Annotated in this window: 22 protein-coding genes; 15 read left to right on the top strand and 7 right to left on the bottom strand. The window is 68.6% G+C overall.

The genetic code is table 11. From position 1 onward, the window contains the following. The first annotated feature begins 30 nt into the window (after nt 1-30). Both miaB and BLR21_RS14685 read left to right on the top strand, forming a co-directional pair. A complete protein-coding gene (gene miaB / locus BLR21_RS14680; protein ID WP_090006368.1) occupies nt 31-1512 on the top strand; it encodes a tRNA (N6-isopentenyl adenosine(37)-C2)-methylthiotransferase MiaB in 1482 nt (493 codons plus the stop codon). After that, nucleotides 1509-1976 carry an Rv2732c family membrane protein gene (locus tag BLR21_RS14685; protein WP_090006369.1) on the top strand — a complete coding sequence of 156 codons (468 nt, stop codon included), beginning with the start codon at nt 1509-1511 and terminating at the stop codon, nt 1974-1976. The genes miaB and BLR21_RS14685 overlap by 4 nt, the downstream gene beginning before the upstream one ends. Nucleotides 1977-2066: 90 nt before the next feature. On the opposite strand, the gene BLR21_RS14690 is transcribed toward BLR21_RS14685, so the two are convergent. Beyond that, a complete protein-coding gene (locus BLR21_RS14690; RefSeq protein WP_176929633.1) occupies nt 2067-3413 on the bottom strand; it encodes a DUF349 domain-containing protein in 1347 nt (448 codons plus the stop codon). Between the two features lie 170 nt (nt 3414-3583). On the opposite strand from BLR21_RS14690, the gene BLR21_RS14695 reads away from it, so the two are divergent. Genes BLR21_RS14695 through dapF form a run of 3 tightly spaced genes read left to right on the top strand, consistent with a single transcriptional unit; the run spans nt 3584 to nt 5978 of the window. After that, a complete protein-coding gene (locus tag BLR21_RS14695) occupies nt 3584-4264 on the top strand; it encodes a class III extradiol ring-cleavage dioxygenase family protein (protein WP_090006370.1) in 681 nt (226 codons plus the stop codon). After that, the gene (miaA, locus tag BLR21_RS14700) at nt 4261-5169 is read left to right on the top strand and encodes a tRNA (adenosine(37)-N6)-dimethylallyltransferase MiaA (RefSeq protein WP_176929634.1); all 909 of its coding nucleotides are present in this window, start codon (nt 4261-4263) and stop codon (nt 5167-5169) included. The genes BLR21_RS14695 and miaA overlap by 4 nt, the downstream gene beginning before the upstream one ends. Continuing rightward, on the top strand, nt 5157-5978 hold the full coding sequence (dapF, locus tag BLR21_RS14705; protein ID WP_090006371.1) for a diaminopimelate epimerase: 822 nt from the start codon (nt 5157-5159) through the stop codon (nt 5976-5978). The genes miaA and dapF overlap by 13 nt, the downstream gene beginning before the upstream one ends. Nucleotides 5979-5994: 16 nt before the next feature. Here the strand turns inward: dapF and BLR21_RS14710 are convergent, their stop codons facing one another. Beyond that, the gene (locus tag BLR21_RS14710; RefSeq protein WP_090006372.1) at nt 5995-6906 is read right to left on the bottom strand and encodes an SMP-30/gluconolactonase/LRE family protein; all 912 of its coding nucleotides are present in this window, start codon (nt 6904-6906) and stop codon (nt 5995-5997) included. Beyond that, complete coding sequence (locus BLR21_RS14715) at nt 6899-8140, bottom strand: MFS transporter (protein ID WP_090006373.1); 1242 nt, start codon at nt 8138-8140, stop codon at nt 6899-6901. Before BLR21_RS14715 ends, BLR21_RS14710 begins: the two co-directional genes overlap by 8 nt. A gap of 54 nt (nt 8141-8194) precedes the next feature. On the opposite strand from BLR21_RS14715, the gene BLR21_RS14720 reads away from it, so the two are divergent. The 3 genes from BLR21_RS14720 to BLR21_RS14730 are packed head-to-tail and all read left to right on the top strand — an operon-like array spanning nt 8195 to nt 11128. Beyond that, nucleotides 8195-8695: an ArsR/SmtB family transcription factor gene (locus BLR21_RS14720; RefSeq protein ID WP_030474696.1), complete on the top strand. Its 501-nt coding sequence runs from the start codon at nt 8195-8197 to the stop codon at nt 8693-8695. Nucleotides 8696-8720: 25 nt separating this feature from the next. After that, the gene (gene hflX, locus BLR21_RS14725) at nt 8721-10181 is read left to right on the top strand and encodes a GTPase HflX (RefSeq protein ID WP_090006374.1); all 1461 of its coding nucleotides are present in this window, start codon (nt 8721-8723) and stop codon (nt 10179-10181) included. Beyond that, nucleotides 10178-11128 carry an SdiA-regulated/phytase-like domain-containing protein gene (locus BLR21_RS14730; protein WP_143027723.1) on the top strand — a complete coding sequence of 317 codons (951 nt, stop codon included), beginning with the start codon at nt 10178-10180 and terminating at the stop codon, nt 11126-11128. Before hflX ends, BLR21_RS14730 begins: the two co-directional genes overlap by 4 nt. A gap of 3 nt (nt 11129-11131) precedes the next feature. On the opposite strand, the gene BLR21_RS14735 is transcribed toward BLR21_RS14730, so the two are convergent. Continuing rightward, entirely contained in the window at nt 11132-12250 is a 1119-nt protein-coding gene (locus tag BLR21_RS14735) for a cytochrome P450 (RefSeq protein WP_256334680.1), read from the bottom strand. Between the two features lie 110 nt (nt 12251-12360). Here BLR21_RS14735 and BLR21_RS14740 point away from each other — a divergent pair, with 110 nt between their 5' ends. Then, a complete protein-coding gene (locus BLR21_RS14740) occupies nt 12361-13101 on the top strand; it encodes a GbsR/MarR family transcriptional regulator (protein ID WP_090006377.1) in 741 nt (246 codons plus the stop codon). On the opposite strand, the gene lexA is transcribed toward BLR21_RS14740, so the two are convergent. Continuing rightward, complete coding sequence (gene lexA, locus BLR21_RS14745) at nt 13085-13762, bottom strand: transcriptional repressor LexA (protein ID WP_218130878.1); 678 nt, start codon at nt 13760-13762, stop codon at nt 13085-13087. The two genes, BLR21_RS14740 and lexA, sit on opposite strands and share 17 nt — an antisense overlap. A gap of 222 nt (nt 13763-13984) precedes the next feature. Between lexA and BLR21_RS14750 the strand changes: the two genes are divergently transcribed. From BLR21_RS14750 to BLR21_RS14760, 3 genes are all read left to right on the top strand, one after another. Continuing rightward, a complete protein-coding gene (locus BLR21_RS14750; RefSeq protein ID WP_090006379.1) occupies nt 13985-14269 on the top strand; it encodes a hypothetical protein in 285 nt (94 codons plus the stop codon). A gap of 260 nt (nt 14270-14529) precedes the next feature. Next, entirely contained in the window at nt 14530-15000 is a 471-nt protein-coding gene (gene nrdR, locus BLR21_RS14755) for a transcriptional regulator NrdR (RefSeq protein ID WP_030474703.1), read from the top strand. A 65-nt stretch (nt 15001-15065) separates the two neighbouring features. Then, entirely contained in the window at nt 15066-17888 is a 2823-nt protein-coding gene (locus BLR21_RS14760; protein ID WP_090006380.1) for a vitamin B12-dependent ribonucleotide reductase, read from the top strand. Between the two features lie 28 nt (nt 17889-17916). Here BLR21_RS14760 and BLR21_RS14765 read toward each other — a convergent pair whose 3' ends face one another. Continuing rightward, nucleotides 17917-18438 carry an HNH endonuclease gene (locus tag BLR21_RS14765; protein ID WP_090006381.1) on the bottom strand — a complete coding sequence of 174 codons (522 nt, stop codon included), beginning with the start codon at nt 18436-18438 and terminating at the stop codon, nt 17917-17919. A 98-nt stretch (nt 18439-18536) separates the two neighbouring features. On the opposite strand from BLR21_RS14765, the gene BLR21_RS14770 reads away from it, so the two are divergent. The 3 genes from BLR21_RS14770 (at nt 18537) to BLR21_RS14780 (ending at nt 22546) form a co-directional block, all read left to right on the top strand. Continuing rightward, nucleotides 18537-19088 (top strand): hypothetical protein, encoded by a 552-nt coding sequence (locus BLR21_RS14770; RefSeq protein WP_090006382.1) that lies wholly within the window; start codon nt 18537-18539, stop codon nt 19086-19088. 262 nt (nt 19089-19350) lie between these two features. Further along, nucleotides 19351-21879, top strand: a complete 2529-nt coding sequence (locus BLR21_RS14775; protein WP_090006383.1) for a PEP/pyruvate-binding domain-containing protein — start codon at nt 19351-19353, stop codon at nt 21877-21879. A gap of 10 nt (nt 21880-21889) precedes the next feature. Further along, the gene (locus BLR21_RS14780) at nt 21890-22546 is read left to right on the top strand and encodes an EcsC family protein (protein WP_090006490.1); all 657 of its coding nucleotides are present in this window, start codon (nt 21890-21892) and stop codon (nt 22544-22546) included. On the opposite strand, the gene BLR21_RS14785 is transcribed toward BLR21_RS14780, so the two are convergent. Next, nucleotides 22543-23301, bottom strand: coding sequence for a bestrophin-like domain (locus BLR21_RS14785; protein ID WP_090006384.1), 759 nt, complete (start codon nt 23299-23301; stop codon nt 22543-22545). The genes BLR21_RS14780 and BLR21_RS14785 overlap by 4 nt on opposite strands. Between the last annotated feature and the right edge of the window lie 190 nt (nt 23302-23491).

Consider the following 23491-nt stretch of genomic DNA (forward strand, 5'->3'; position numbering starts at 1 on the left):
GGGCCACTGACCAGGGTTTATCGTGTTGGTGTGAGTACCGCGCAGGTTCGCAAGAGCTTCCAGATCCGCACGTTCGGGTGCCAGATGAACGTGCACGACTCCGAGCGGCTCGCCGGTCTGCTCGAAGACGCGGGATACGAGCGGGCCACCGAGGCCGAGCAGCCCGACGTCGTCGTCTTCAACACCTGCGCGGTCCGCGAGAACGCCGACAACAAGCTGTACGGCACGCTCGGCCATCTCGCCCCGCAGAAGACGGCGAACCCGGGCATGCAGATCGCGGTCGGCGGCTGCCTCGCGCAGAAGGACCGCAGCGAGATCGTCCGGCGCGCGCCGTGGGTGGACGTCGTGTTCGGCACCCACAACATCGGGTCGCTGCCGGTGCTGCTCGAACGCGCCCGCCACAACGAAGAGGCGCAGGTCGAGATCCTCGACGCGCTGGAGACGTTCCCGTCGTCGCTGCCGGCCGCGCGTGACTCCGCCTACTCCGGCTGGGTGTCGATCTCGGTGGGCTGCAACAACACCTGCACGTTCTGCATCGTGCCGTCGTTGCGCGGCAAGGAGAAGGACCGCCGTCCCGGCGACGTGCTGGCCGAGGTGCAGACGCTCGTGGACGAGGGCGTACTGGAGGTGACGTTGCTGGGGCAGAACGTCAACTCGTACGGCGTCGAGTTCGGCGACCGGCTCGCGTTCGGCAAGCTGCTGCGCGCGTGTGGCGGGATCGACGGACTGGAGCGCGTGCGCTTCACCTCGCCGCACCCCAAGGACTTCACCGACGACGTCATCGCAGCCATGGCCGAGACACCGAACGTGTGCCACAGCCTGCACATGCCGCTGCAGTCCGGTTCGGACCGACTACTCAAGGCGATGCGCCGTTCGTACCGCACCGAGAAGTACCTGGGGATCATCGACAAGGTCCGCGCCGCCATGCCGGACGCCGCGATCACCACGGACATCATCGTCGGCTTCCCCGGTGAGACCGAGGAGGACTTCCAGGGCACGCTCGACGTGGTGCGCCAGGCCCGTTTCTCGTCGGCGTTCACGTTCCAGTACTCGAAGCGCCCCGGCACCCCGGCCGCCGAGCTGCCGGACCAGTTGCCCAAGGCCGTCGTGCAGGAGCGCTTCGACCGGCTCGTGACGCTGCAGAACGAGATGACGCACTCGCTGAACATCGAGCAGGTCGGCCGCACGGTCGAGGTCCTCGTCGCCACCGGCGAGGGCAAGCGTGACGCCGAGACGCACCGCATGAGCGGCCGTGCGCGCGACGGCCGTCTCGTGCACTTCGCGCCGGGGACGACGGTTCCGCGTCCCGGCGACGTCGTCGAGACGGTCGTGACGTACGCGGCCCCGCACTACCTCGTCGCGGACGGCGAACCGCTGTCGTGGCGCCGCACCAAGGCCGGTGACCGTTCCGAGGCCGGCATCAAGCCCAAGACCGCGGGCATCGGCCTCGGTCTGCCGTCGTTCGGGACGCCCGAGCCGCTGCCCGCCGTCTCAGGGTGCGCAGCCCAGTGAGTGATGAGGACTTCTTGCGCAAGGAGATCGACGCGGTCGAGCACCAGGCGGCCAAGCGGATCGACCCCGGCACCGGCGCGCTCACGATCTCGATCGCGGTGCTGGCGTTGCTGGTGTCGCTGATCCTGCCGTGGGTCGGGGAGCACACGGGGCTGGCGGTCGTGCTCGGCGAGTCGGAACTGCTCCTGCCACGGCTGTTCTCGTACCTCGCGCTGGGCGTCGGTGTGCTCGGTTCCGGCATCACGCTCGCGGTGCGGCGCTGGGGTCTCGCGTGGGTGTGCTCGCTGGGCCTGTTCGCGGGGTCGATCACCGGCGTGCTGTCGATCTGGACGCAGCAGACCACGACGAGCAACAAGGTGGTCGGTCCCGGCCCGGGGCTCGGCCTGATCATCGCGGCGATCGCGGTCATCGTCCTGCTGGTGAAGTGGGTGAAGATCGCGGCTTCGCGGCCGCCCCAGCTGTGACGCATGCCGACTAGAAAGTGCCGCATTGCCCGCTGGAAACGCCTGAGGGCCCCTCTCCGCACGGGAGAGGGGCCCTCGGCGCGTCACGAACTAACGGGTCGCCAGCGCCTGCTCAGCGGCGGCGAGCCACTCGCGCCACTGGGCGGCCTGCGCCTCGGCCTGCTCGATGCGGCGCTTGTCGCCCGCGGCACGGGCCTTCGCGGCCTGCGCCTCGAACTGCTCCACGCGCTCGCGGAACTGCGCCACCCTGGCCTCGGCCTCGGGGTCGGACCGGCGCCACTGGGCGTCGACGGCGCCGCGGACCCTCTCCTCGATGGCGCGGAGCTTGCCCTCGAGCTCACGAATGCGCTCGCGCGGCACCTTGCCGATCGCGTCCCAGCGCTCCTGGATCTTGTAGAGCTGGTTGCGCGCCGTCTCGAGGTCGCCCGCCGGGTCGATGCCCTCGGCCTCGGCGAGCAGCTCCTCCTTCAGCTTCGCGTTGGCCGTGAACTCGGCGTCCCGCTCGCTGAACGCCTCGGAACGCTTCTGGAAGAACGCGTCCTGCGCGGCCCGGAAACGCTGCCACAGCGCGTCGTCGGCCTCCTTGGGCGCACGCCCGGCGGCCTTCCACTCGACCATGAGCTCCTTGTAACGACCGGCCGTGGTGCCCCAGTCGTCGGAGTCGACGAGCTTCTCGGCCTCCTCGACCAGCGACTGCTTGGAGGTCTTCGCCACCGAACGCTGGCGGTCGAGGTCCGCGAAGTGCGAGCCGCGACGGCGGTTGAACGCGTCGCGCGCCTTCGAGAACCGGCGCCACAGCTGCTCGTCGGTCTTGCGGTCGACGCCGCGGATGGTCTTCCACTCGTCGAGGATCTGGCGCAGCCGGTCGCCCGCGACCTTCCACTGGGTCGACTCGTTCGCGATCGACTCGGCCTCGTCGACCAGCGCCTGCTTGCGCGCCACGGACTGGGCTCGGGCGGCCTCCTTGGCCTCCTTCGCCTTCTCCATGCCGGCCTCCGCCTGGACCAGCACGTACTCGACGCGGGCGGCCAGCGCCTTGAGGTCACCGACGACGGCGGCCTCGGCGAGCTGCTCCTTGACGTGCTTCGCGCTGGTCAGGGCGTGCTTGGGGTCGCCGGCGCCGGACTTGAGCCGCGACACGTGCAGCTCGACCTCGGTGCGCAGGTCGTCGAAGCGCCGCGCGAAGTGCGCGAGACCCTCGACCGGCTCACCGGCCTGCCACGACCCGACAGCACGTTCGCCGTCCTCGGTCTTCACGTACACGGTGCCGTCGGCGTCCACGCGCCCCCAGCGGTCAGGGTGGTCCGACGCCACGGGGACGGCCGGAGGCGTCGCCTGCGCGGTCTCCTTCGGCGTTTCCTCGACCACACCCTCGGCTGCAACCTCCACGGGGGTGGCCATGGCCACGGCCTCCGGTGTGCTGTCCTGCTCCGACATCGCCGGTTCCTCCCATCTGACGCCCGTGCCTGCCACGGGCGCCCCGCCGTTGGCGGGGCCGATGCAATACGGGCGCTGGAGGGTCTCCCGTCCCCAGTTCCCCGCGCGCATTCAAACAGGTCAGAGCTCGACTCGGTACTGGGAGTCCACGATAGGTAGCCTCGTTCGTTGTGATCACCCGCGCTGTGGTGGTGCCGCACCCACCCCTTCTGGTGCCAGAACTGGTCGTGGGAGCCGCCGCCGAGACCGAGCCCGTGCGCGCCGCAACCCTTGCCGCAGCAGGAAAACTGCCCGGTCCGTGGGTCGCGGTGGCGGTGGGCGACGGCGGTCGTGCTACGTACGTGCCACCGTTGTCGGGAACTTTTCTCGGTTATGGGGTCGATTTGCCTGTGTCACTCGGCGGTGACCTGCCGCCGGACGCCCGCATTCCGTTGCCTGTGCTGATCACCGCGTGGCTTCGGGAACGCTGCGCGGTCGAGGTGTCACGCGTTGAACTCGTTCCCCGTGACCTGCCTGCCTCCGACTGTGTCTCGTTTGGACAACAACTCGCGGCGGAGGAGTGCGGACTGCTGGTCCTCGGTGACGGCTCCACCCGCCACGGTCCCCGCTCGCCCGGTTCCGACGACGAGCGTTCGGGACCTTTCGACTCTTCGGTCCACACCGCGCTGGCGACCGCCGATGTGGACGGCCTGCTCGGCCTCGACCTCGAACTCGCCCGCGAACTGGGCGCGCAGGGCCGTGCGGCGTGGCAGGTCCTCGCCGGCGTGCCCGGACCGTGGCACTGCTCCGGAGCCGAGTTCTTCGCACCGTTCGGCGTGGGCTACCACGTCGCTGTCTGGGAGCGCCCTTGATCACGCCCATCGCCGTCGTCGGACCCACCGCGACCGGCAAGTCCGACCTCGCCGTCGCGCTCGCGGAGCGGTTCGGGGGAGAGGTCGTCAACGCCGACGCCATGCAGCTCTACCGGGGCATGGACATCGGCACGGCGAAGATGCCCGTGTCCGAGCGCCGGGGTGTGCCGCACCACCTGTTCGACGTCCTGTCCGTCACCGAGACCGCGTCCGTGGCCGCCTACCAGCGGGAGACGCGGGCCGTCATCGAGGACCTGCTCGCGTCCGGGCGCCCGCCGATCCTCGCCGGGGGTTCGGGGCTTTACGTGCAGGCGGTGCTCGACGACCTCAAGTTCCCCGGCACCGACGACGCCGTGCGCCTGCGTTTCGAGGCCGAACTGGCTTCGTCGGGCTCCGAGGCGTTGCACCGGCGCCTGCAGGAGCTCGACCCCGCCGCCGCGATCGCGATCCTGCCGTCCAACGGCCGTCGCATCGTGCGCGCGCTGGAGGTCATCGAGCTGACGGGGCAACCGTTCTCCGCGAACCTCCCCAAGCCCGGCCCCGCGCGCTACGGCACCGTCCAGATCGGCGTCGACCGCGAGGTGTCCGAACTGGACGCGCGGGTCGACCTGCGCGTCGACCAGATGTTCGCGGGCGGCCTGGAGGCCGAGGTGCGCGCCCTCGTCCGGATCGGCCTGCGCGACGGCAAGACCGCCTCACGCGCCCTGGGGTACCAGCAGGTGCTGTCCGCAATGGACGGAGCGTGCACGATCGACTTCGCCGCGGAGGAGACCAAACGCGCCACCCGCCGGTTCGTGCGGCGGCAGCGGTCGTGGTTCCGGCGTGACCAGCGCATCACCTGGCTCGACGGTGCTCGCCCTGATCTTTTGGAAGCCGCCGGTAATCTGGTCCCGTGGAGTTCGTGAAGGGGCACGGCACGGAGAACGACTTCGTCGTCCTGCCCGACCTCGATGACCAGCTGGACCTGACCGTCGCCCGCGTGCAGGCGCTGTGCGACCGGCAGCGCGGCCTGGGCGCGGACGGCGTGCTGCGCGTCGTGCGGGCCGGCGGCGAGTCCGGTGCCGAGTGGTTCATGGACTACCGCAACGCCGACGGCTCCATCGCCGAGATGTGCGGCAACGGCCTGCGCGTCTTCGCCCGCTACCTGGTCGACGCGGGCCACCAGCCCCAGGGCTCGTTCGTCGTCGCCACCCGCGCGGGCAACAAGACGGTCACCACGCACCCGGACGGCTCCGTCACGAACGACATGGGCCCCGCACGGGTCACCGGCACGTCCATCGCCGCGGTCGGCGGCGCGGGCATCGGCGGCTTCGCGGTCGACGTCGGCAACCCGCACCTGGCGTGCGTCACCGACCTCCCGGTGAGTAGCTTCGACCTGACCGTGCCGCCCGGCTTCGACCCGGTGATGTTCCCGCACGGCGTGAACGTCGAGCTCATCAACGTGATCGATGCCGAGTCGCCTCGCGGTGGCGCGCTGCGCATGCGCGTCTACGAGCGCGGCGTCGGCGAGACCCGCTCGTGCGGCACCGGCACCGTCGCGTCCGTCGCCTCCTGGCTCGCGGGCCAGGGCAGGACCACCGGCTCGGCGACGGTCGACGTCCTCGGCGGCCAGGTCTTCGTGACCATTGAGCCGACGACGTCGACGCTCACCGGACCTGCCGTGCTCGTCGCCCGCGGCGAACTCGACAAGTCCTGGTGGGACGCCCTCGCGTGAACTGATATCCGATATATCAGTTCAGCTTGTAGATCTCGATCTTCCCGAGCCTGTCCGGCTTGACCACGCTCGGATTCGAATCCGGCGCCGTCAGGCACACGAGGTGGTCGTCGACGACCGCGACGGCGAACACCGTCTGCGTGGTCTCGACCCGATGCGTGATCTTGCCGCCCTCGGTCACCCGGAACGCCGCCGGCTGCAACGCCGGCGCCACCCACACGCCGTCCCCGTCGCCCGCGATCCCGTCCGGCGCGATCCCGAACTCCTTCACATCGGCCCACACCCTGCGGTTTTGCAACGATCCGTTGCGGTCGACCGAAAACGAAGTGAGTCTGAATGCAACGGTCTCGGCCACCACCAATATATTGCCGCTCTCGGACTCGCCCGTCGGGTCGGGCAGCAGCGCCATGCCGTTCGGGAACTTGAGGTCCTCGGCGACCACGCTGACGGAGCCGTCGGGCTGGACGAGCGCGAGCGCGGCGCCCTGCGGGTCGAAGTCCGGTTCGAGCAGTCGCGGGATGCCGACGTCGTCGATCAGGCCGTGCAGGTCGAAGCCGAAGTTGCCGACGTACGCGCGGCCCTCGCCGTCGACGAGCATGTCGTTGGCGTGGAAGGTCGCGATATCCGATATATCGGCGTGCAGGACCAACGCCCTGTTTCCGGGGGCGTCCCCTTCGAGGCGGCGGACCGTCCGGTCGAGCATCGACACGACGAGCAGGCGTCCGTCGGGCAGCCAGCCGAGGCCCGAGGGCTGGCCGTCGAACGCGACGACGACCTCGTCCTCACCTGTCGTCAGGTCCAGGGCGTGCACTTCGCCCGCGTAGAAGTCGGAGTAGAAGAGGCGGCCGTCGGGGCCGCGTCGCGGTCCCTCGCCGAAGTGGAGACCGTCGCGCAGCACCGTGGTGCGTGCTTTTTGTGCCTCAGCCATGGGCCTCGACGCTAGCCGTGGCCGGCAGGTCCCGCATAGACCGCAACGGCGAGAACAGCACCCACCCCATCCCGGCCACCGAGCCGACGAGCGAGACCCACAGCGTCGGCACGATCCCGATCCACGAGCCGAGCCCGCCGCCCAGCAGCGCGCCCAGCGGCGTCGTGCCCCACACCACCCAGCGGATCGAGGCGTTCATCCGGCCCAGCAGGTGGTCAGGGCAGATCGCCTGCCGGTAGCTCACCTGGCCGACGTTGTAGACGACGACGCCGAACGCGCTGATCGCGAGCCCCGCCATCGCGAACGCGATGCCCCAGCCCGGCTCGGTGAACGGCATCAGCAACACGAACGGCCAGGTCAGCATCGGTACGAGCCAGATCAGCCTGGCCTGTCCGATCAGCACGCCGAGCCGGTGCGCGACCATCGCGCCGAGCACGCCGCCGACACCGCTTGCGCTGAAGACCAGGCCCGCCGTGCCCTCGCTCAGCCCGGCGACCCGCAGCAGGAACAGCACGCTGACGGCGTTCTGGATGCCGTGGAAGAAGTTCGACGTGCCGGTGCAGGCCACGATCTTGCGCAGGGTGGCGTTGCCGAAGACGAACCGCAGGCCTTCCATGACCTCGCGGCGCAGGTGTGGGTCGGGGTGGCGTTCCGGCACGGACTCCACGGTCCTGATCCGGAAGAGGAAGAACGCCGAGCTCAGGTAGCCGAGGCCGGTCGCGAGCACGCCGTTGGCCGCGCCGAGGAACTGCGCCACATAGCCGCCGATCGCCGGTCCCGACACCTCGGCCACGGACATGCTGGCCTGCAGCTTCGAGTTGCCTTCGACGAGCTGGTCGCGTCCCACCAGTGACGGCAGATAGGACTGGTAGGCGACGTCGAAGAAGACCGTGCACACGCCGATCGCCAGGCTCACGACGATGAGCTGCGGCAGGTCGAGGACCCCCAACCACCACGCGAGGGGCACGCTCAGCATCAGCGCGGCGCGGACGACGTCCATCGCGATCATCAGCGGCTTGCGGCGCATTCGGTCGACCCAGACGCCCGCGGGCAGTCCGATCAGCAGGAACGCCATCGTGCTCGCCGCCGCGAGCATGCCCATCTCGAACGGTGTCGCGTTCAGCACACCGGCCGCGAGCAGCGGTATGACCGTGATGCCCACGCTCGCGCCGAACTGGCTGATGGTGTCGCCGATCCACAGCCGGCGGAAGTCGTGATGCCCCCAAAGCGTCATGCCGGGGAGTCTGCGCCGAGTGATTGGAAACTGTCAATCACTTAGACTGGGCGCGTGCCACTCTCCCGGAAGCGACGTCCCGCGACGAGCGAGGAAGCCGCGGCTCTGAGCTCTGACCTGCGGCTGCGGATGATCCGCATGACCTTCGACCGCCCGCTCACCAACAAGGAGCTGGCGCAGCGCCTGGGCAAGGACCCCGCCACGACGCTGCACCACGTGCGCAAGCTCGTCGCCGCCGGATTCCTGGAGGCGATGCCGTCCCGCGCGGGCAACCGGGGGGCCAAGGAGATCCCCTATCGGTCGACAGGGCTGTCCTGGCAGCTCGACAACAGCGAAAATGCGGTCGCCGTCGGCGAGGCGATGCTGCACGCTTTCCTCGGCGAGGTCGCCGACATCGGGCTCAGTGACGTGGATCAGAGCCGTCTGGTCGTCACCGTCGACCCCGAGGAACTAAAGCAGCGGCTCGCGTCGTTGATGGATGAGCTGGCCGCGCAACCGGTCAAGCCGGATGTTCCCCGTGTGGCGATCTACCTCGCGGTGTATCCGGGGGACTAACTGTCCGTGGGACGATGAAGGGCAAATGACGGAAAACATCCAGAGCACAGAGTTCGACCCGGAGTTCGACGGCACCTGGGAAGAGGAGGACTTCTCCACAGGTGACTACGAACGCGTCGAGCGCGCCGCATTGCGTCGTGTCGCGGGCCTGTCCACCGAGCTCGAGGACATCACCGAGGTCGAGTACCGGCAGCTCCGCCTGGAGCGGGTCGTGCTCGTCGGGGTGTGGACCGAGGGCACCGCCGCCGACTCCGACGCGTCGATGGCCGAACTGGCCCGCCTCGCCGAAACCGCGGGTTCCGAGGTGCTCGAAGGCGTCGTGCAGCGGCGGGACAAGCCCGACGCGGCGACGTACATCGGGTCCGGCAAGGTCTCCGAGCTGCGCGACGTCGTGCAGTCGACCGGCGCGGACACGGTGATCTGCGACGGCGAGCTCTCGCCAGGCCAGCTGCGTCAGCTGGAGGAGAAGCTCAAGGTCAAGGTCGTCGACCGCACCGCGCTCATCCTGGACATCTTCGCGCAGCACGCGCAGTCCAAGGAGGGCAAGGCCCAGGTCGAGCTGGCCCAGCTGCAGTACCTGATGCCGCGCCTGCGCGGCTGGGGTGAGTCGTTGTCGCGGCAGGCCGGTGGTCGTGCCGGTGGCGGCAACGGCGGTGTGGGTCTGCGTGGTCCCGGTGAGACCAAGATCGAGACCGACCGCCGCCGGATCCGCGCGCGCATCTCGAAGCTGCGCCGCGAGATCGCCGCGATCGGCGTCATCCGCGAGACCAAGCGGGGCCGCCGCACGGCGAACGAGATCCCGAGCATCGCGATCGCGGGCTACACGAACGCGGGCAAGTCGTCGCTGCTCAACGCGCTGACGGGCGCCGGTGTCCTGGTGGAGGACGCGCTGTTCGCCACCCTCGACCCGACGACGCGCCGCGCGCTGACGCCCGAAGGCCTGCCGTACACGCTGACGGACACGGTCGGCTTCGTCCGGCACCTGCCGCACCAGCTGGTCGAGGCGTTCCGCTCGACCCTGGAGGAGGTCGGTCAGTCCGATCTGCTCGTGCACGTGGTCGACGGCTCCGACGGCATGCCGGAGAAGCAGGTCAAGGCCGTGCGCGAGGTCCTCGCCGAGATCAACGACAAGACGGACACGCCGATGCCGCGCGAGCTGCTCGTCGTGAACAAGATCGACGCGGTGGGCAACCTGGGCATGGCCCGGCTGCGGCACCTGTTCCCGGACGCGTCGTTCGTGTCGGCGCACTCGGGCCTCGGCATCGAGGAGCTGAAGGTCCGCATCGCCGAGCTGATGCCACGTCCCGAGGTCGTGGTCGAGGCTCTCGTGCCGTACGCGCGCGGTGAGGTCGTCGCCCGCGTGCACCGCGACGGCGAGGTGCTGTCCGAGAAGCACACGGAGTCGGGCACGCTGCTCAACGCCCGCGTGCGCCCGGACCTCGCGGGTGTGCTCGAGGAGTTCGCGACGAACGGGACGCCTGCTTGATCCTCCCGCCTCCACCGGTGGACGTGTGCCCGGTAGCCATGCAGGAGCTCTCCGGGCTCACGTCCGACGGAAAACAGCTCTTCGCCGTCAGCGACAGCGACAACGGCACGCTGCGCATCCAGGTCATGGGCCGTGACTGCGTGGTGACGCGCACGATCACGGCGCCCGTCGACCCGTACGACGTCGAAGACCTGGCGATGACGCCAGACGGCACCCTCTGGGCGTCCGACACCGGCGACAACAACAAGTCCCGCTCCACGGTCGCCTTGCACAAGGTCTCGCCAACAGGTGCCGTGGAGCGGTTCCGCGTCACGTACCCGGACGGCAAGCACGACGCCGAGGCGTTGTTCATCGACAAGTCCGGAACGCCGTACATCATCACCAAGGAACCCCTCGGCTCCGCACTGGTATATCGCCCGACGGCCCCGCTCCGAACTGATATATCGGTGCCGTTGGAGCAGGTCACACGCGTGTCGCTGGCGACGACGGACACCCCCGGCGGCCCGCTGGAAGGCACCCTCGACTCGCGCCTGGTGACCGGAGCCGCCTCGACCGCCGACGGCTCCGTCATCGCCCTGCGCACCTACACCGACGCCTACCTGTACCCGGTCCCCGACGGCGACGTCGTCAAGGCCCTGTCCGGCGACCCGGTCCGCGTCCCGCTGCCGAACGAACCCCAGGGCGAGGCCATCGCCTTCGACCCGGACGGCACCCTGCTCTCCGCCTCCGAGGGCGCCGGCACCGCGATCCGCGCCGTCGCGGGCGCCGCGGCCCTGGCCCAGCCACCCCCGCCGACGACCACGACACCACCGCCCGCCGCAGACCAGTCCGAAGCGGCCCCGCCGGCGTCGTCGTCCTGGCAGAACTGGCCTCTGGCGCTGACCCTGGGCGGCATCGTGCTGATCGCCGCCCTGGTCATCGGCCTGCGTCTGCGCCGCCGCGCCTGACGGTCAGTCCCAGGCGACGGGCATCCGTTCCAGGCCGCCGATCACCACACTCGCCCGATGCGGCAACTCGCTCTCGGGAACGGCCAGCCGCAGCTTCGGGAACCGGGTGAAGAGGCCGGGAAAGGCGATCTTCAACTCGATCCGCGCGAGGTGCTGCCCGATGCACTGGTGGATGCCGTGCCCGAACGCAAGATGCCCGATCGCTCCCCGAGCCAGGTCGAGGGCGTCCGGATCGGCATAGCGCGCCGGATCCCGGTTCGCCGACCCCAGCTCGACGAACACGGTGTCGCCCGCGCGCACGACGACGCCGTCGATCTCGACGTCCTCCAACGCGGTACGCGCCGTAGCGGGCGTCAAACTGATATATCGGAGCAACTCCTCGACCGCCGCACCCGGATCGGCGAGCATCGCCTGCACCCGAGCCGGCTCGCGAAGCAGTTCCAACGCGCCGAGCGACAACATGTTCGTGGTCGTGTCGAGCCCGCCCCCGAGCAACGCCATGCCCATCGCCGCCATCTCGTCGTCGGTGAGCGGTGCCCCGCCCGCCTCCGAGTGGACGAGGTCGCTCAGCACGTCGTCCGTCGGCTCAGCCCGCTTGGCCGCGACCATCTCCAGCATGAACTCCTGCAGCCTTCCGAACGCCGCGAACATCGCCTCGGCCTCGCCGGCCTCCGCGCCGCTCGCCCCGGTCAGCACCATCGCGTCCTGCTGGAACTCGGTTCGCCGCTCGTACGGAACGCCGAGCAACTCGCAGATCATCAGCCCCGGCACTGGCACCGCGAAGTGCTCGACCAGATCAGCGGGAGACCCCTGAGCGGCCAGCGCGTCGAGGTGCTCAGCCGTGATCACCTCGAGCCGCTCGGTGAGCAGCCGCATCCGCCGCACCGTGAACTGACCGGTCAGCCTGCTCCGGTACCGGGTGTGGTCCGGCGGGTCGTGGTCGGTGAACGCACCGGGCGGCGACGGCGGCGCGTCCCCAGGGCTGCCCGGCCCGAACGGGTTGTGCATCAGATCCGGCCGGATGCTGAACCTGCCGTCCGCGAGCACCGCGCGCACAGTCGCGTGATCGTGCGCCCGCCAGCCGACGTGCCCGTCCGGGTACGTCATCGGACTCAGTGGCATTGTCTCCCCCTTGCAACGAGGTTCTTTCCCCTACCTGCAAGCTAAAAACGTTTGCGGACGAAGTCAAAAGACTCATTGCAATGGCTTGAAGCGCAAGGCACCATGGTGTCGTGCCTGGTAAGCGACTAGACGAAGAAGAACGGCAGCTCATCGCCCAGTTCCTCTGGGACGGGCTGGGGTACTCCGAAATCGGGAGGCGGTTGCAAAGGCCTGCCTCGACGATCCAGCGCGAGGTGGCCCGCAACGGCGGCCACAACAGCTACCGGCCGGGCGCCGCGCACCGTGCGGCGAGCGAACGAGCCATGCGCCGGATGCCCGCTGTCGACGACCTCGACGTCGACGAGGAGGCGTACTCGTTCGACCGGAGTCCGGCGCAGGTGCAGGAGTTCCACCTGAGGCTGGTCGCGGTCTTCCGGCAGACCGGGCTGACGCGCACGGCGGCGCGGATCCTCGCGGAGATCTTCATGACCGACCGGGGCAGCCTGTCCGCGACGGAACTCGTGCTGCGGCTGTCGGTGAGCCCGGGAACGGTCTCGCGGTCGACCGCCTACCTGCAGGAACTGGACCTGCTGCACGCGGAACGCGACGGCAAGCGCATGCGCTACTTCCTGGGCGACGACCTCTGGTACCGGGCATGGCTGTCGAGCGCCCAGCGCAACTCGATCTGGGCGCAGACAGGACTGGACGGTGCCGAGATCTTCGGTCTCGGCACCCCGGTCGGAGCCCGCCTCAAGGACATGGGCCAGTTCTTCGCGTTCGTCGTGGTGGACATGGAGGCCACCAGGGACAAGTGGCTCGACTTCTTCGAGAAGAAGAAGCGGGCCCGCGGGGAAACTACGGCAGACGCCTGAGCACCGTCACGACCTTGCCCAGGATGGTGGCCTCGTCGCCGTTGATCGGCTGGTAGGCCGTGTTGTGCGGCATCAGCCACACGTGGCCGTCCTTGCGCTTGAACGTCTTCACGGTCGCCTCGCCGTCGATCATGGCGGCGACGATCTCGCCCTGGTCGGCGGTGGGCTGCTTGCGGATCACGACCCAGTCGCCGTCGGTGATCGCGGCGTCGATCATCGAGTCACCGACGACGCGCAGCAGGAACAGTTCGCCCTCGCCGACGATCTCGCGCGGCAGCGGGAACACGTCCTCGATCGCCTCCTCGGCCAGGATCGGGCCACCGGCCGCGATCCGGCCGAGCATCGGCACGTACGCGGGCGTCGGCTTGGACATCGGGTCTAGGCCCGCGTCGATCTCGTTGGGCAGCATCCCCACCGCGCGCGGGCGGTTCGGGTCGCGGCGCAGGAAGCCCTTCCGCTCCAGCGCGCGCAGCTGGTACGCGACCGACGAGGTCGACGTCAGCCCCACGGCCTCACCGATTTCACGCACGCTCGGCGGGTAGCCGAATCGGTCGACCCAATCGCGAATCACGTCGAGCACTTTGCGCTGGCGCAAAGTCAGGCCGGCGTTTCCCGCGATCTCACTCACCGCTGCGCCCACAAGAGCTGGGTCCGGCTCGATCGTCTTGCCTGCCACGGTCGCTGTCCTCCTCGCCGCCCCCAGTTCGAATGGGATTCCGGCCTCCGTCGATCTTCGTGGTCGACGGTAGTCGTGTTTGCTGCACAGATCAAACACCTGTTCGAGGTATTTGGGCGCGTGTTGTGGCGTCAGGGCGGCGGGTCTGGTAGAAATTCGCACGGACGTTCGATCGAACCCCTGTTCGATCATGGTGGTTGACCTGCGATGGAGGTCGTGATGGCGGTGCTCGTCGAGAAGCGGATGCGGGTAGTCGAAGACGCGGACGTCGCAGCGGGACGTCCACTCCGTTCGGGTCCTCGTGTCATGCCGCGCAGGCCGGCGACCAAGCCGCGCCCGCTCGTGGTGCCCACGTCGCGCGAGTCGAGCTCGTGTGAGGTCCGGCCGAAGCGCGAGTCGCTGTTCGAACTCATCGCGGTCGGTGTCCTGAGCGCACTGACGGTGGTCGCGCTCGGCGTGCTCTACCTACAGCAGGCGGGGGTCACCCCGTAGGTCTGCCCCTACATCTTGTGTTTCGGTGCCCGCCGTGACGTGAACGCTCCGTCACCGGCGGGTTTTTTTGCGTAATCGCCGCTGATCGGCGCAACGTTCCCCCGTTCGAGTGGTGTGTCGAGTTGCGTTGCTCCCCTGCGGCGATCTAGGTTCAACCCCTACATCTAGTGGTTACACCGTCGTAAGTAGTCCACAGGTTGTGGGTAACCCGACCAGTGAGGCTGCTGCGGTAGGTGCTGCGCTGAGAAGGGGGAAGTGGCGTGCGGTGTCCGTTCTGCCGTCATTCGGACTCACGGGTGGTCGACTCCCGTGAAGTCGACGAGGGACAGGTGATCCGTCGTCGCCGCTCCTGCAACAGCTGCAGCCGCAGGTTCACCACGGTCGAAGAAGCGGTTCTCGCCGTGGTCAAGCGCTCCGGGGTGACGGAGCCGTTCAGCCGCGACAAGGTGGTCGTCGGCGTGCGCAGGGCGTGTCAGGGCCGCCCGGTCGACGAGGACGCGTTCCAGCAACTCGCCCAGCGGGTGGAAGAGTCGATCCGGTCGACCGGATGCGCGGAAATCGCCAGTCACGAGGTGGGCCTCGCCATTCTCGGCCCCCTGCGTGAACTCGACGAGGTCGCTTATCTGCGCTTCGCGAGCGTGTATCGCTCCTTCTCGTCGGTAGAGGACTTCGAGAAGGAAATCCTTGATCTTCGTACTGCCCGCGCCGAGGACTCACCGGCCGAGCAGTGATCCGCGTGCGCCCAAGCGCGCGCAACCACCATCTTTTCTAAGCACCAGCACGAGGGAGATCCACCGTGACCGAGACCGTCGGCGGCTCAGCCAAGAAGACAGCCGCACGGGCGGCTGCCAAGCCTGCCGCGCTGAAGATCCAGCGCGTCTACACCACCGAAGGCCGCCACCCCTATGACGAGGTCACGTGGGAGCGCCGCGACGTCGTCATGACGAACTGGCGCGACGGCTCGGTGAACTTCGAGCAGCGCGGTGTCGAGTTCCCCGAGTTCTGGTCGGTGAACGCCACGAACATCGTCACCAGCAAGTACTTCCGGGGTGCCGTCGGCAGTGAGAAGCGCGAGCAGTCGCTGCGCCAGCTGATCGACCGCGTCGTGAAGACCTACGTGGGTGCCGGCAGGGAACACGGCTACTTCGTGGCCGAGCAGGACGCCGAGATCTTCGAGCACGAGCTCACCTACATGCTTCTGCACCAGGTGTTCAGCTTCAACTCGCCGGTGTGGTTCAACGTCGGCACGACCTCGCCGCAGCAGGTCAGCGCGTGCTTCATCCTCGCGGTCGACGACACGATGGAGTCGATTCTCAACTGGTACCGCGAGGAGGGCCTGATCTTCAAGGGCGGCTCCGGTGCCGGCCTGAACCTCTCGCGCATCCGTTCGTCGAAGGAACTGCTGTCCTCCGGCGGCACCGCCTCGGGCCCCGTGTCGTTCATGCGTGGCGCGGACGCGTCCGCGGGCACCATCAAGTCCGGTGGCGCCACCCGCCGCGCGGCCAAGATGGTCGTCCTCGACGTCGACCACCCGGACGTCGAGGAGTTCATCGAGACCAAGGCGAAGGAAGAGAACAAGATCCGCGCGCTGCGCGACGCCGGGTTCGACATGGACCTCGGCGGCGCGGACATCGTGTCGGTGCAGTACCAGAACGCGAACAACTCGATCCGCGTGTCGGACGAGTTCATGCACGCCTACGAGAGCGGCGGCGACTTCGGCCTGCGCGCGCGTCAGACCGGTGAGGTCATCGAGCGCGTCGACGCCAAGTCGCTGTTCGGCAAGCTCGCCCAGGCGGCGTGGGCCTGTGCCGACCCCGGCATCCAGTACGACGACACGATCAACGACTGGCACACCTGCCCCGAGTCGGGCCGCATCACCGCGTCCAACCCGTGCTCCGAGTACATGCACCTCGACAACTCGAGCTGCAACCTCGCGTCGCTGAACCTGATGAAGTTCCTCGGTGACGACGGCCGGTTCGACGCCGTCACGTTCGCCAAGGCCGTCGAGCTGATCATCACCGCGATGGACATCTCGATCTGCTTCGCGGACTTCCCGACCGAGCCGATCGCGGACACCACCCGCAAGTTCCGCCAGCTCGGCATCGGCTACGCCAACCTCGGCGCGCTGCTCATGGCCACCGGCCACGCGTACGACTCCGAGGGCGGCCGCGCGCTCGCCGCGACCATCACCTCGCTGATGACCGGTGTCTCGTACCGCCGTTCCGCCGAGCTCGCGGGCATGGTCGGCGCGTACGACGGCTACAAGCGCAACGCCACGGCCCACCAGCGCGTCATGCGCAAGCACGCCGCCGCCAACGACCTGATCCGCACCTACGGCGGAAACGACGCCGCCACGCACAAGGTCGCGACCGAGGCGTGGCAGCAGTCGCTGGAGATCGGCGCGAAGAACGGCTGGCGCAACGCCCAGGCGTCCGTGCTGGCCCCCACCGGCACCATCGGCCTGATGATGGACTGCGACACCACCGGTATCGAGCCGGACCTGGCCCTGGTCAAGTTCAAGAAGCTCGTCGGCGGCGGCTCGATGCAGATTGTCAACCAGACGGTGCCGCGCGCCCTGAAGTCGCTGGGCTACCAGGACGAGCAGATCGAGGCGATCGTCGAGTTCATCGGCGAGCACGGCCACGTCGTCGACGCGCCGGGCCTGCGCCGCGAGCACTACGAGGTCTTCGACTGCGCCATGGGCGAGCGTTCCATCGCACCCATGGGCCACGTGCGGATGATGGCGGCCACGCAGCCGTTCCTGTCCGGTGCGATCTCCAAGACGGTCAACATGCCGGAGGCGGCGACCGTCGAGGACGTCGAGGAGATCTACTACCAGGGCTGGAAGCTCGGCCTGAAGGCGCTCGCGATCTACCGCGACAACTGCAAGGTCGGCCAGCCGCTGTCCGCCGGCAAGGGCGCGAACAAGGGTGCCGAGGCCAAGACCGAGACGGTCGTCGAGTACCGCCCGGTCCGCAAGCGCCTGCCGAAGAAGCGCCCGTCGCAGACGGTGTCGTTCACGGTCGGTGGCGCCGAGGGCTACCTGCACGCCGGCTCCTACCCGGACAACGGCCTGGGCGAGATCTTCGTCAAGCTGGGCAAGCAGGGCTCCACGCTCGCCGGTGTGATGGACGCGTTCTCGATGTCCATCTCGGTGGGCCTGCAGTACGGCATCCCGCTGGAGTTCTACGTCTCGAAGTTCCAGAACCTGCGCTTCGAGCCGGCGGGCATGACCGACGACCCGGACGTGCGCATCGCGACGTCGGTGCTGGACTACCTGTTCCGCCGCCTGGCGCTGGACTACCTGTCCTACGACAAGCGCGCGCAGCTCGGCATCTTCACCGCCGACGAGCGTTCGGCGCAGGTGGCCGGTGAGTACGGCGCTCCTTCGTCCGATGTGGACCTCGAGGGTCTGCGCGGGTCGGTGGAGGCCGCTCCGAAGCAGGTCGAGGCCGCCGTCGAGGCGCCGAGGCAGGTGGGCAGCTCGACCGAGCTGCTGGAACTGCACCTGGGCAAGGCCGCGGACGCGCCGCTGTGCATGACCTGCGGCACGAAGATGCGTCCGGCCGGCTCGTGCTACCTGTGCGAGGGCTGCGGCAGCACGTCGGGCTGCAGCTGACCAGGTAGTTGATCTGTGCGGCGGACCGTCACGGCAACTTGATGCCGTGACGGTCCGCCAGCTTCTTCTCGATCTCCGCGATCACGCACGCGATCGTCGACGGGTTGAGCCGCCCCTCCCCGAAGTGAACGACGGTCTTCGCGAACTCGTCCGCCGCCAGCGCCCGGCACTCGGCGTCCAGCGAGCGGTGGTCGACCGACGCCTCCTTGAAGCACTCCAGGGGCTTGCGGCCGAAGATGACCTCGAACTCCTCCCACCCGCGCAACGTCCAGTACGTCTCGTTGGCCGAGGAGGACGTCGCCCGCAGCCAGCGCCACAGGTACTGCGGGTCCTGGTGGCTCGGTGCCTCGCCGACGCACCGTCCGCACAGCAGCACGAGGTTGTCCGCGGCGCCGGTACCGCCCATCGACGCGGGCACGACAGGGCATTGCTTCAGTGAGGACCTGTAACCGCAGCGCCAGCATCGTTCGTGAGCCGTGCTCCAGTCGATGACGAGCTCGACCTCGTGCTCGACCCAGTACGCGACGATCTGCTGGTTGCTGACGCTCATGTGACCCTTCCCCAGTTGTTGCCTCCCCTGTCGGTCATGAAGGCGATTCCGTTTCGCCCACCCGCAACTGATAGAACATCTCGCATTAAGGGGGAGAGATGCCTTCGTTCGACGACTTACGCCGGTACCTGCTCGGTCAGCTCAACGCGGCTGTCCGGCGTCCCGGCATGTACGGCGGTGAGGCGGTGATCCTCACCCTGCTCGACGCGCTGGCGTTCGCCGACGACCGCACGGACCGGTGGCAGACCGAGCTCGAGGCGTTGGTCAAGCGCGGCGCGGCGAACGCGGCGATGGTCAGCGGCGCGGTGCACGAGGCGCTCGGGCACCGCAGCGAGGACGTCATGGCGTCGGTGTACGCGGACCTCGCGCACCGGCAGGGCTGGCTGTCGCTCGACGCCGACAGCCGGATCCCCGGCGTGCTGGGGGAGCGGGACTGCCTGCTCGACGACGTGATCGCCGAGTACGGCGAGCCGCCGTTGTGGCTGGGCGGCACGAATCCCAAGTACTCGAAGACGCTCGGCTACCCGGACCGGTCGGGTGCGCTGGTGTTCTTCCACTTCATGCCGGAGATGCGGCTGATGGCCACGCGGCGTGGTGAAGGCGGCTTCCGCGACAGCTTCGTCTTCACACCTGCCGGGCTGTCCCGATGAACTCCTCGACCAACGGCGTGCGCCGGTGCGCGGCACACAGAGCACCTCGAAGAGGCCGCGTACGTCCTCGGCGACGGCTCGCGGGTGTGACGGCGCAGGACACAGTGCCTTTCACGGCGTGCGTCAGGGCGAGCCCTCCCGGACTGGGTTGAGCGCTCTGATCAGGACGTTTCATCCTGACGCCGTGATTTATTCATCACGTGTTGAGTTTTTGGCCGAATGCTCGTAGCCTCCTCTTCAGGCGGAACCTGGAGGGGTGACCATGACGTTCACCATCGGCTTCAAGTCCATCGACGGCACGATGCTCACCACTGTGGGCGGCAAGGCCGCGAACCTCGGCGAGCTCACCAGGGCCGGCTTCCCGGTGCCGCAGGGCTTCTGCGTCACCACCGACGCCTACCGCGCCGTCGCGCGTGCCGACGAACTGGCAAGCACCACTCCGGAGAACGCCCGCAGGACGTTGCTGGAAACCGCTGTGCCGCAGGAGATCCGGGACGCGATCTTCGCCGAGTACCGCGAGCTCGGCGACGGTGGCGGCGCCGGCGTCCCGGTCGCGGTGCGGTCCAGCGCGACGGCCGAGGATCTGCCGTTCGCGAGCTTCGCGGGCCAGCAGGACACGTTCCTCAACGTCGTCGGCGAGGACGAGGTCGTCGATGCCGTGCGCCGGTGCTGGGCGTCGCTGTGGACGGACCGCGCGGTCAGCTACCGCGACACCAACGGCATCGACCACACCACGACCTACCTGGCCGTTGTCGTGCAACGGATGGTGCAGTCCGCGGTGTCCGGCGTGATGTTCACGGCGAACCCGGTCACCGGCACGCGCGACCAGATCGTCATCGACGCGAGCCCTGGTCTCGGCGAGGCCGTGGTGTCCGGCGCCGTCAACCCCGACCACTTCGTCGTCGACGGCAGTGAGATCGCCGAGAAACGACTGGGGGACAAGAAACTCGTCGTTCGCTCGCTGCCCGGAGGCGGTACCGAGCACGTCGAGGTCGGCGAGAGCGGAGACCAGTGCCTCACCGACGGGCAGGTCCACGGGCTCGCCGTCCTCGGCCGCAAGGTGCAGCGGCACTACGGCTCGCCGCAGGACATCGAGTGGGCGATCGACGACGACGGCGAGCTGCACCTCACCCAGGCGCGGCCGATCACGACGCTGTTCCCGTTGCCGGACAACCCGGACGGCAACGCGCACGCCTACTTCTGCTTCAGCCTCGCGCAGGGGCTCGAACGCCCGATCACGCCGATGGGGCGCGCGGCGTTCCGGGAGATCTCCAAGTCCGCTTTGGAGATCGTGATCGGCGATCCGAAGAGCAAGTCCTATGTGGAGAGTGGCGAGCGCATCTTCTTCGACGTCACCAAGGTGTTGCAGAGCAAGGTGGGTCGTGAGTTCGTCACGCGCCTGCTCGGTGTGATGGAGGCGCGCTCCTCCGAGGTGTTGCGTGGCCTGTTCGACGATCCCAGGTTCGCGATCAGGAACTCCTCGCCGACGCCCGCGTTGAAGCGCGTTCTCAGGCTGGCCCGCCGTTTTCACGTGCCCGTGACGGCGATGAAGGCGCTGGCGAACCCCGAAAAGGCCGTGCGGGACGCGTTGCGGCTGGAACGCGAGATCCTGGAGAAGTCCGCGGCACTCTCGATCGAGCAGGCGCTGCAGCAGTGCGTCGTGCCGGTGCTGCCCCGCCTCGCGCCCACCGCGCTGGTCGGCTTCGCGATGCTCGGCCTGGTCGGCAAGATCGTGAGGACCGGGCCGGGGGAGTTGCAGACCGTGCTGCGCGGCCTGCCGAACAACATCACCACCGAGATGGACATGGCGATGTGGGACCTCGCGCAGGAGATCCGGCACGATCCCGTCGCGCTACGGCAGTTCCAGAACGGTGAACGCCCCGCCGCGCTCGACCGCTTCCTCGCGCGGTGGGGCCACCGCGCCGTCGCCGAGATCGACCTGGGCCTGCCACGGTGGTCCGACGACCCGGCGCACGTCATCGGCGTCATCAAGAACTTCCTGCGCCTGGAAGGCGACCAGGGCCACCCCGACGCGGTCTTCGCACGCGGTGCCGCCGAAGCCGAGGCGATGATCGACACGCTCGCCCGCCGTGCCCGAGGCGGCGGCTGGTTCGTGCGCTTCGCGTTGCGCCGCACCAGGATGCTCGCCGGCCTGCGGGAGTACCCGAAGTACCTGATCATCACGTTGTTCGGCGCGTTGCGGAAGCGCGTCGCGGGCATCGGTGCCGAACTTGTCGCGGCCGGCCGGCTGGACGCCGCGGACGACGTGTTCTTCCTGAACTTCGAGGAAATGCGCTCCTCGCAAGGAGATCTGCGTCCGATCGTGGCCGGGCGCCGCGAGGTCTACGGCCGCGAGATGCGACGCAGGCACATCCCGCGCGTGTTGCTGTCGGACGGCACGGAACCCGAAGCCGTGCACCACGGCGCCCCCGCCGAGGGCGATCTCGTCGGCACTCCGGCGTCGGCAGGCACCATCACCGGCATCGCGCGCGTCGTCATGGACCCGGTCGGCGCGCACCTCGAACCGGGCGAGATTCTCGTGGCGCCGTCGACGGATCCTGGGTGGACGCCGCTGTTCCTGACGGCGGGCGGCCTCGTGATGGAGATGGGCGGCGCGAACTCGCACGGCGCGGTCGTGGCGCGGGAGTACGGCATTCCGGCGGTCGTGGGGGTGCGCGAGGCCGTGACGCGGATCAGGACCGGCGAGCGGATCACCGTGGACGGCAGCACGGGCGCGGTGACCACGCTGGAGTCGCCGGTTGAGCTCTCCGAGCGTGGGCCGGACGCGTAATGTCGGGTTCGTGGCTGAGTCCAAGGGTGAGCTGAACAAGGCCCAGCAGGGCATCGCCGACTACCTGCTGCGCGCCGGCGTCGACGGCTTCGGGCCGTTCAAGAGCGCCCGCGAGGCGGCGTCCGACGCCCTCGTCAAGAAGGGCGACGAGACCGACGCGATCAAGCACCTCGTCCGCACGCACGTGGCGCTCGCGGGCGCGCAGGGGTTCCTCACGAACCTCGGCGGCCTGATCACGCTGCCGATCTCGCTGCCGTCCAACGTCGCGGCCACCTACGTCATCCAGACGCACCTCATCGCGTCCATCGCGTCGCTGCGTGGCCACGACGTGGACAGCGATGAGGTGCAGATGGCCATCCTGCTGTGCCTTCTCGGCAATGCCGGAACCGAGCTGTTCAAAAAAGTCGGCATCAAGCAGTTCACCAAGAAGGCCGCGTCGGCACTCATCACAAAATACGGTACAAAGAAACTCGGTACCGTCGTGGCGAAGGGCGTTCCGCTGCTGGGCGGCGTCATCGGCGGTGGCGTCGACGCCGCGTCCACCAGGGCGGTCGGCGCATTCGCGAATCGCTACTTCACTCACACGGACGTATTGCCGAAGTTCATCGACGGCGAGGTGCTGTCCGTCCAGATCGAGGAAGCGGACGGAACGACCGACCCCCGTTAGCTCAACCGGTCCAACGCGGAACTGAACGCGTCCGGCGGGATGAGTACGCCGCCGCTGAACGGGTTCTGCAACTGGTAGATCGCGAACAGCAGCAGGACCAGCGTCGAGCTCAGCGTGATCGTGATCAGCAGCTGCGAGGTCAGGGTCGGCCCGCCGAACAGGTACGGGAACAGCAGCGAGAGACCGGTGCCGATCAGCAGCGCGAGCCACACGACCGGGTTGACCCCGTTGTCCGCCGCGTCCAGCCGTTCCTGCCTGGCCTGGTAGACCTCCCACAGCTGGTTCGCCGCCTCGGCCTTGCGGTCCTCCTGCCAGCCGCCGTCCGGCGCCGCCGTCGAGATCGTGTCCCTGAGCTGGTTCAACGTGGTCCAGCCCTGGTTGCCGACCTCTTCGCCCTCACGCATGCGGGGCCATTCGTCGTCGACGACGGTCGACACGTAGTCGCGGATCAGCTGGTCGACCTTCGACTTCGCGGGCTCGGGCAGGGAGTCCGCCGACCAGGTGACGGCGACCAGCGCGTTGGCCTCCTTCTGCACCTGTTCCTCGGCGCCGTTGGCCGAGTCGAACAGGGAGATGAGGATGAACGCGGCGAGAACCGCGTGCAGGCCGGCGACGATGCTGAACACCGACCCGCCCGCGCCGAGGTTTTTCTCGTTCACGTCCGCCGAGCCGAACCGGCGGGTGATGACGACGAGAACGGCGGAGATGGCGGCGGCCCCGAGAACCCAGAGCGTGCCGCTGAGGTAAATGCTCAATTCGGCTCCTTTCTGGTGTGGGATTAGACCACGGTCTACTGTGACCGGTACAGCAAGGTCTGGTTAACGAGTAATGGTCAGGTGGGAATGCGCGGCAACAGCACAAATACCCGGTTGTCGTATTGGGTTACTCCATACCGGTGGCGGCGCGATTCCCTCGCGTTGAGCGCTGTCTCGTCGCTGTTGGTGC

The organism is Lentzea albidocapillata subsp. violacea (assembly GCF_900100275.1).
GTDB lineage: Bacteria > Actinomycetota > Actinomycetes > Mycobacteriales > Pseudonocardiaceae > Lentzea > Lentzea violacea.

Excerpts from the sequence above, each read along its gene's own strand:
- BLR21_RS14690 (WP_176929633.1), bottom strand. The coding sequence starts at position 3,413 with ATGTCGGAGCAGGACAGCACACCGGAGGCCGTGGCCATGGCCACCCCC.
- BLR21_RS14710 (WP_090006372.1), bottom strand. The coding sequence starts at position 6,906 with ATGGCTGAGGCACAAAAAGCACGCACCACGGTGCTGCGCGACGGTCTC.
- BLR21_RS14715 (WP_090006373.1), bottom strand. The coding sequence starts at position 8,140 with ATGACGCTTTGGGGGCATCACGACTTCCGCCGGCTGTGGATCGGCGAC.
- hflX (WP_090006374.1), top strand. The coding sequence starts at position 8,721 with ATGACGGAAAACATCCAGAGCACAGAGTTCGACCCGGAGTTCGACGGC.
- BLR21_RS14735 (WP_256334680.1), bottom strand. The coding sequence starts at position 12,250 with ATGCCACTGAGTCCGATGACGTACCCGGACGGGCACGTCGGCTGGCGG.
- BLR21_RS14750 (WP_090006379.1), top strand. The coding sequence starts at position 13,985 with ATGGAGGTCGTGATGGCGGTGCTCGTCGAGAAGCGGATGCGGGTAGTC.
- BLR21_RS14765 (WP_090006381.1), bottom strand. The coding sequence starts at position 18,438 with ATGAGCGTCAGCAACCAGCAGATCGTCGCGTACTGGGTCGAGCACGAG.
- BLR21_RS14770 (WP_090006382.1), top strand. The coding sequence starts at position 18,537 with ATGCCTTCGTTCGACGACTTACGCCGGTACCTGCTCGGTCAGCTCAAC.
- BLR21_RS14775 (WP_090006383.1), top strand. The coding sequence starts at position 19,351 with ATGACGTTCACCATCGGCTTCAAGTCCATCGACGGCACGATGCTCACC.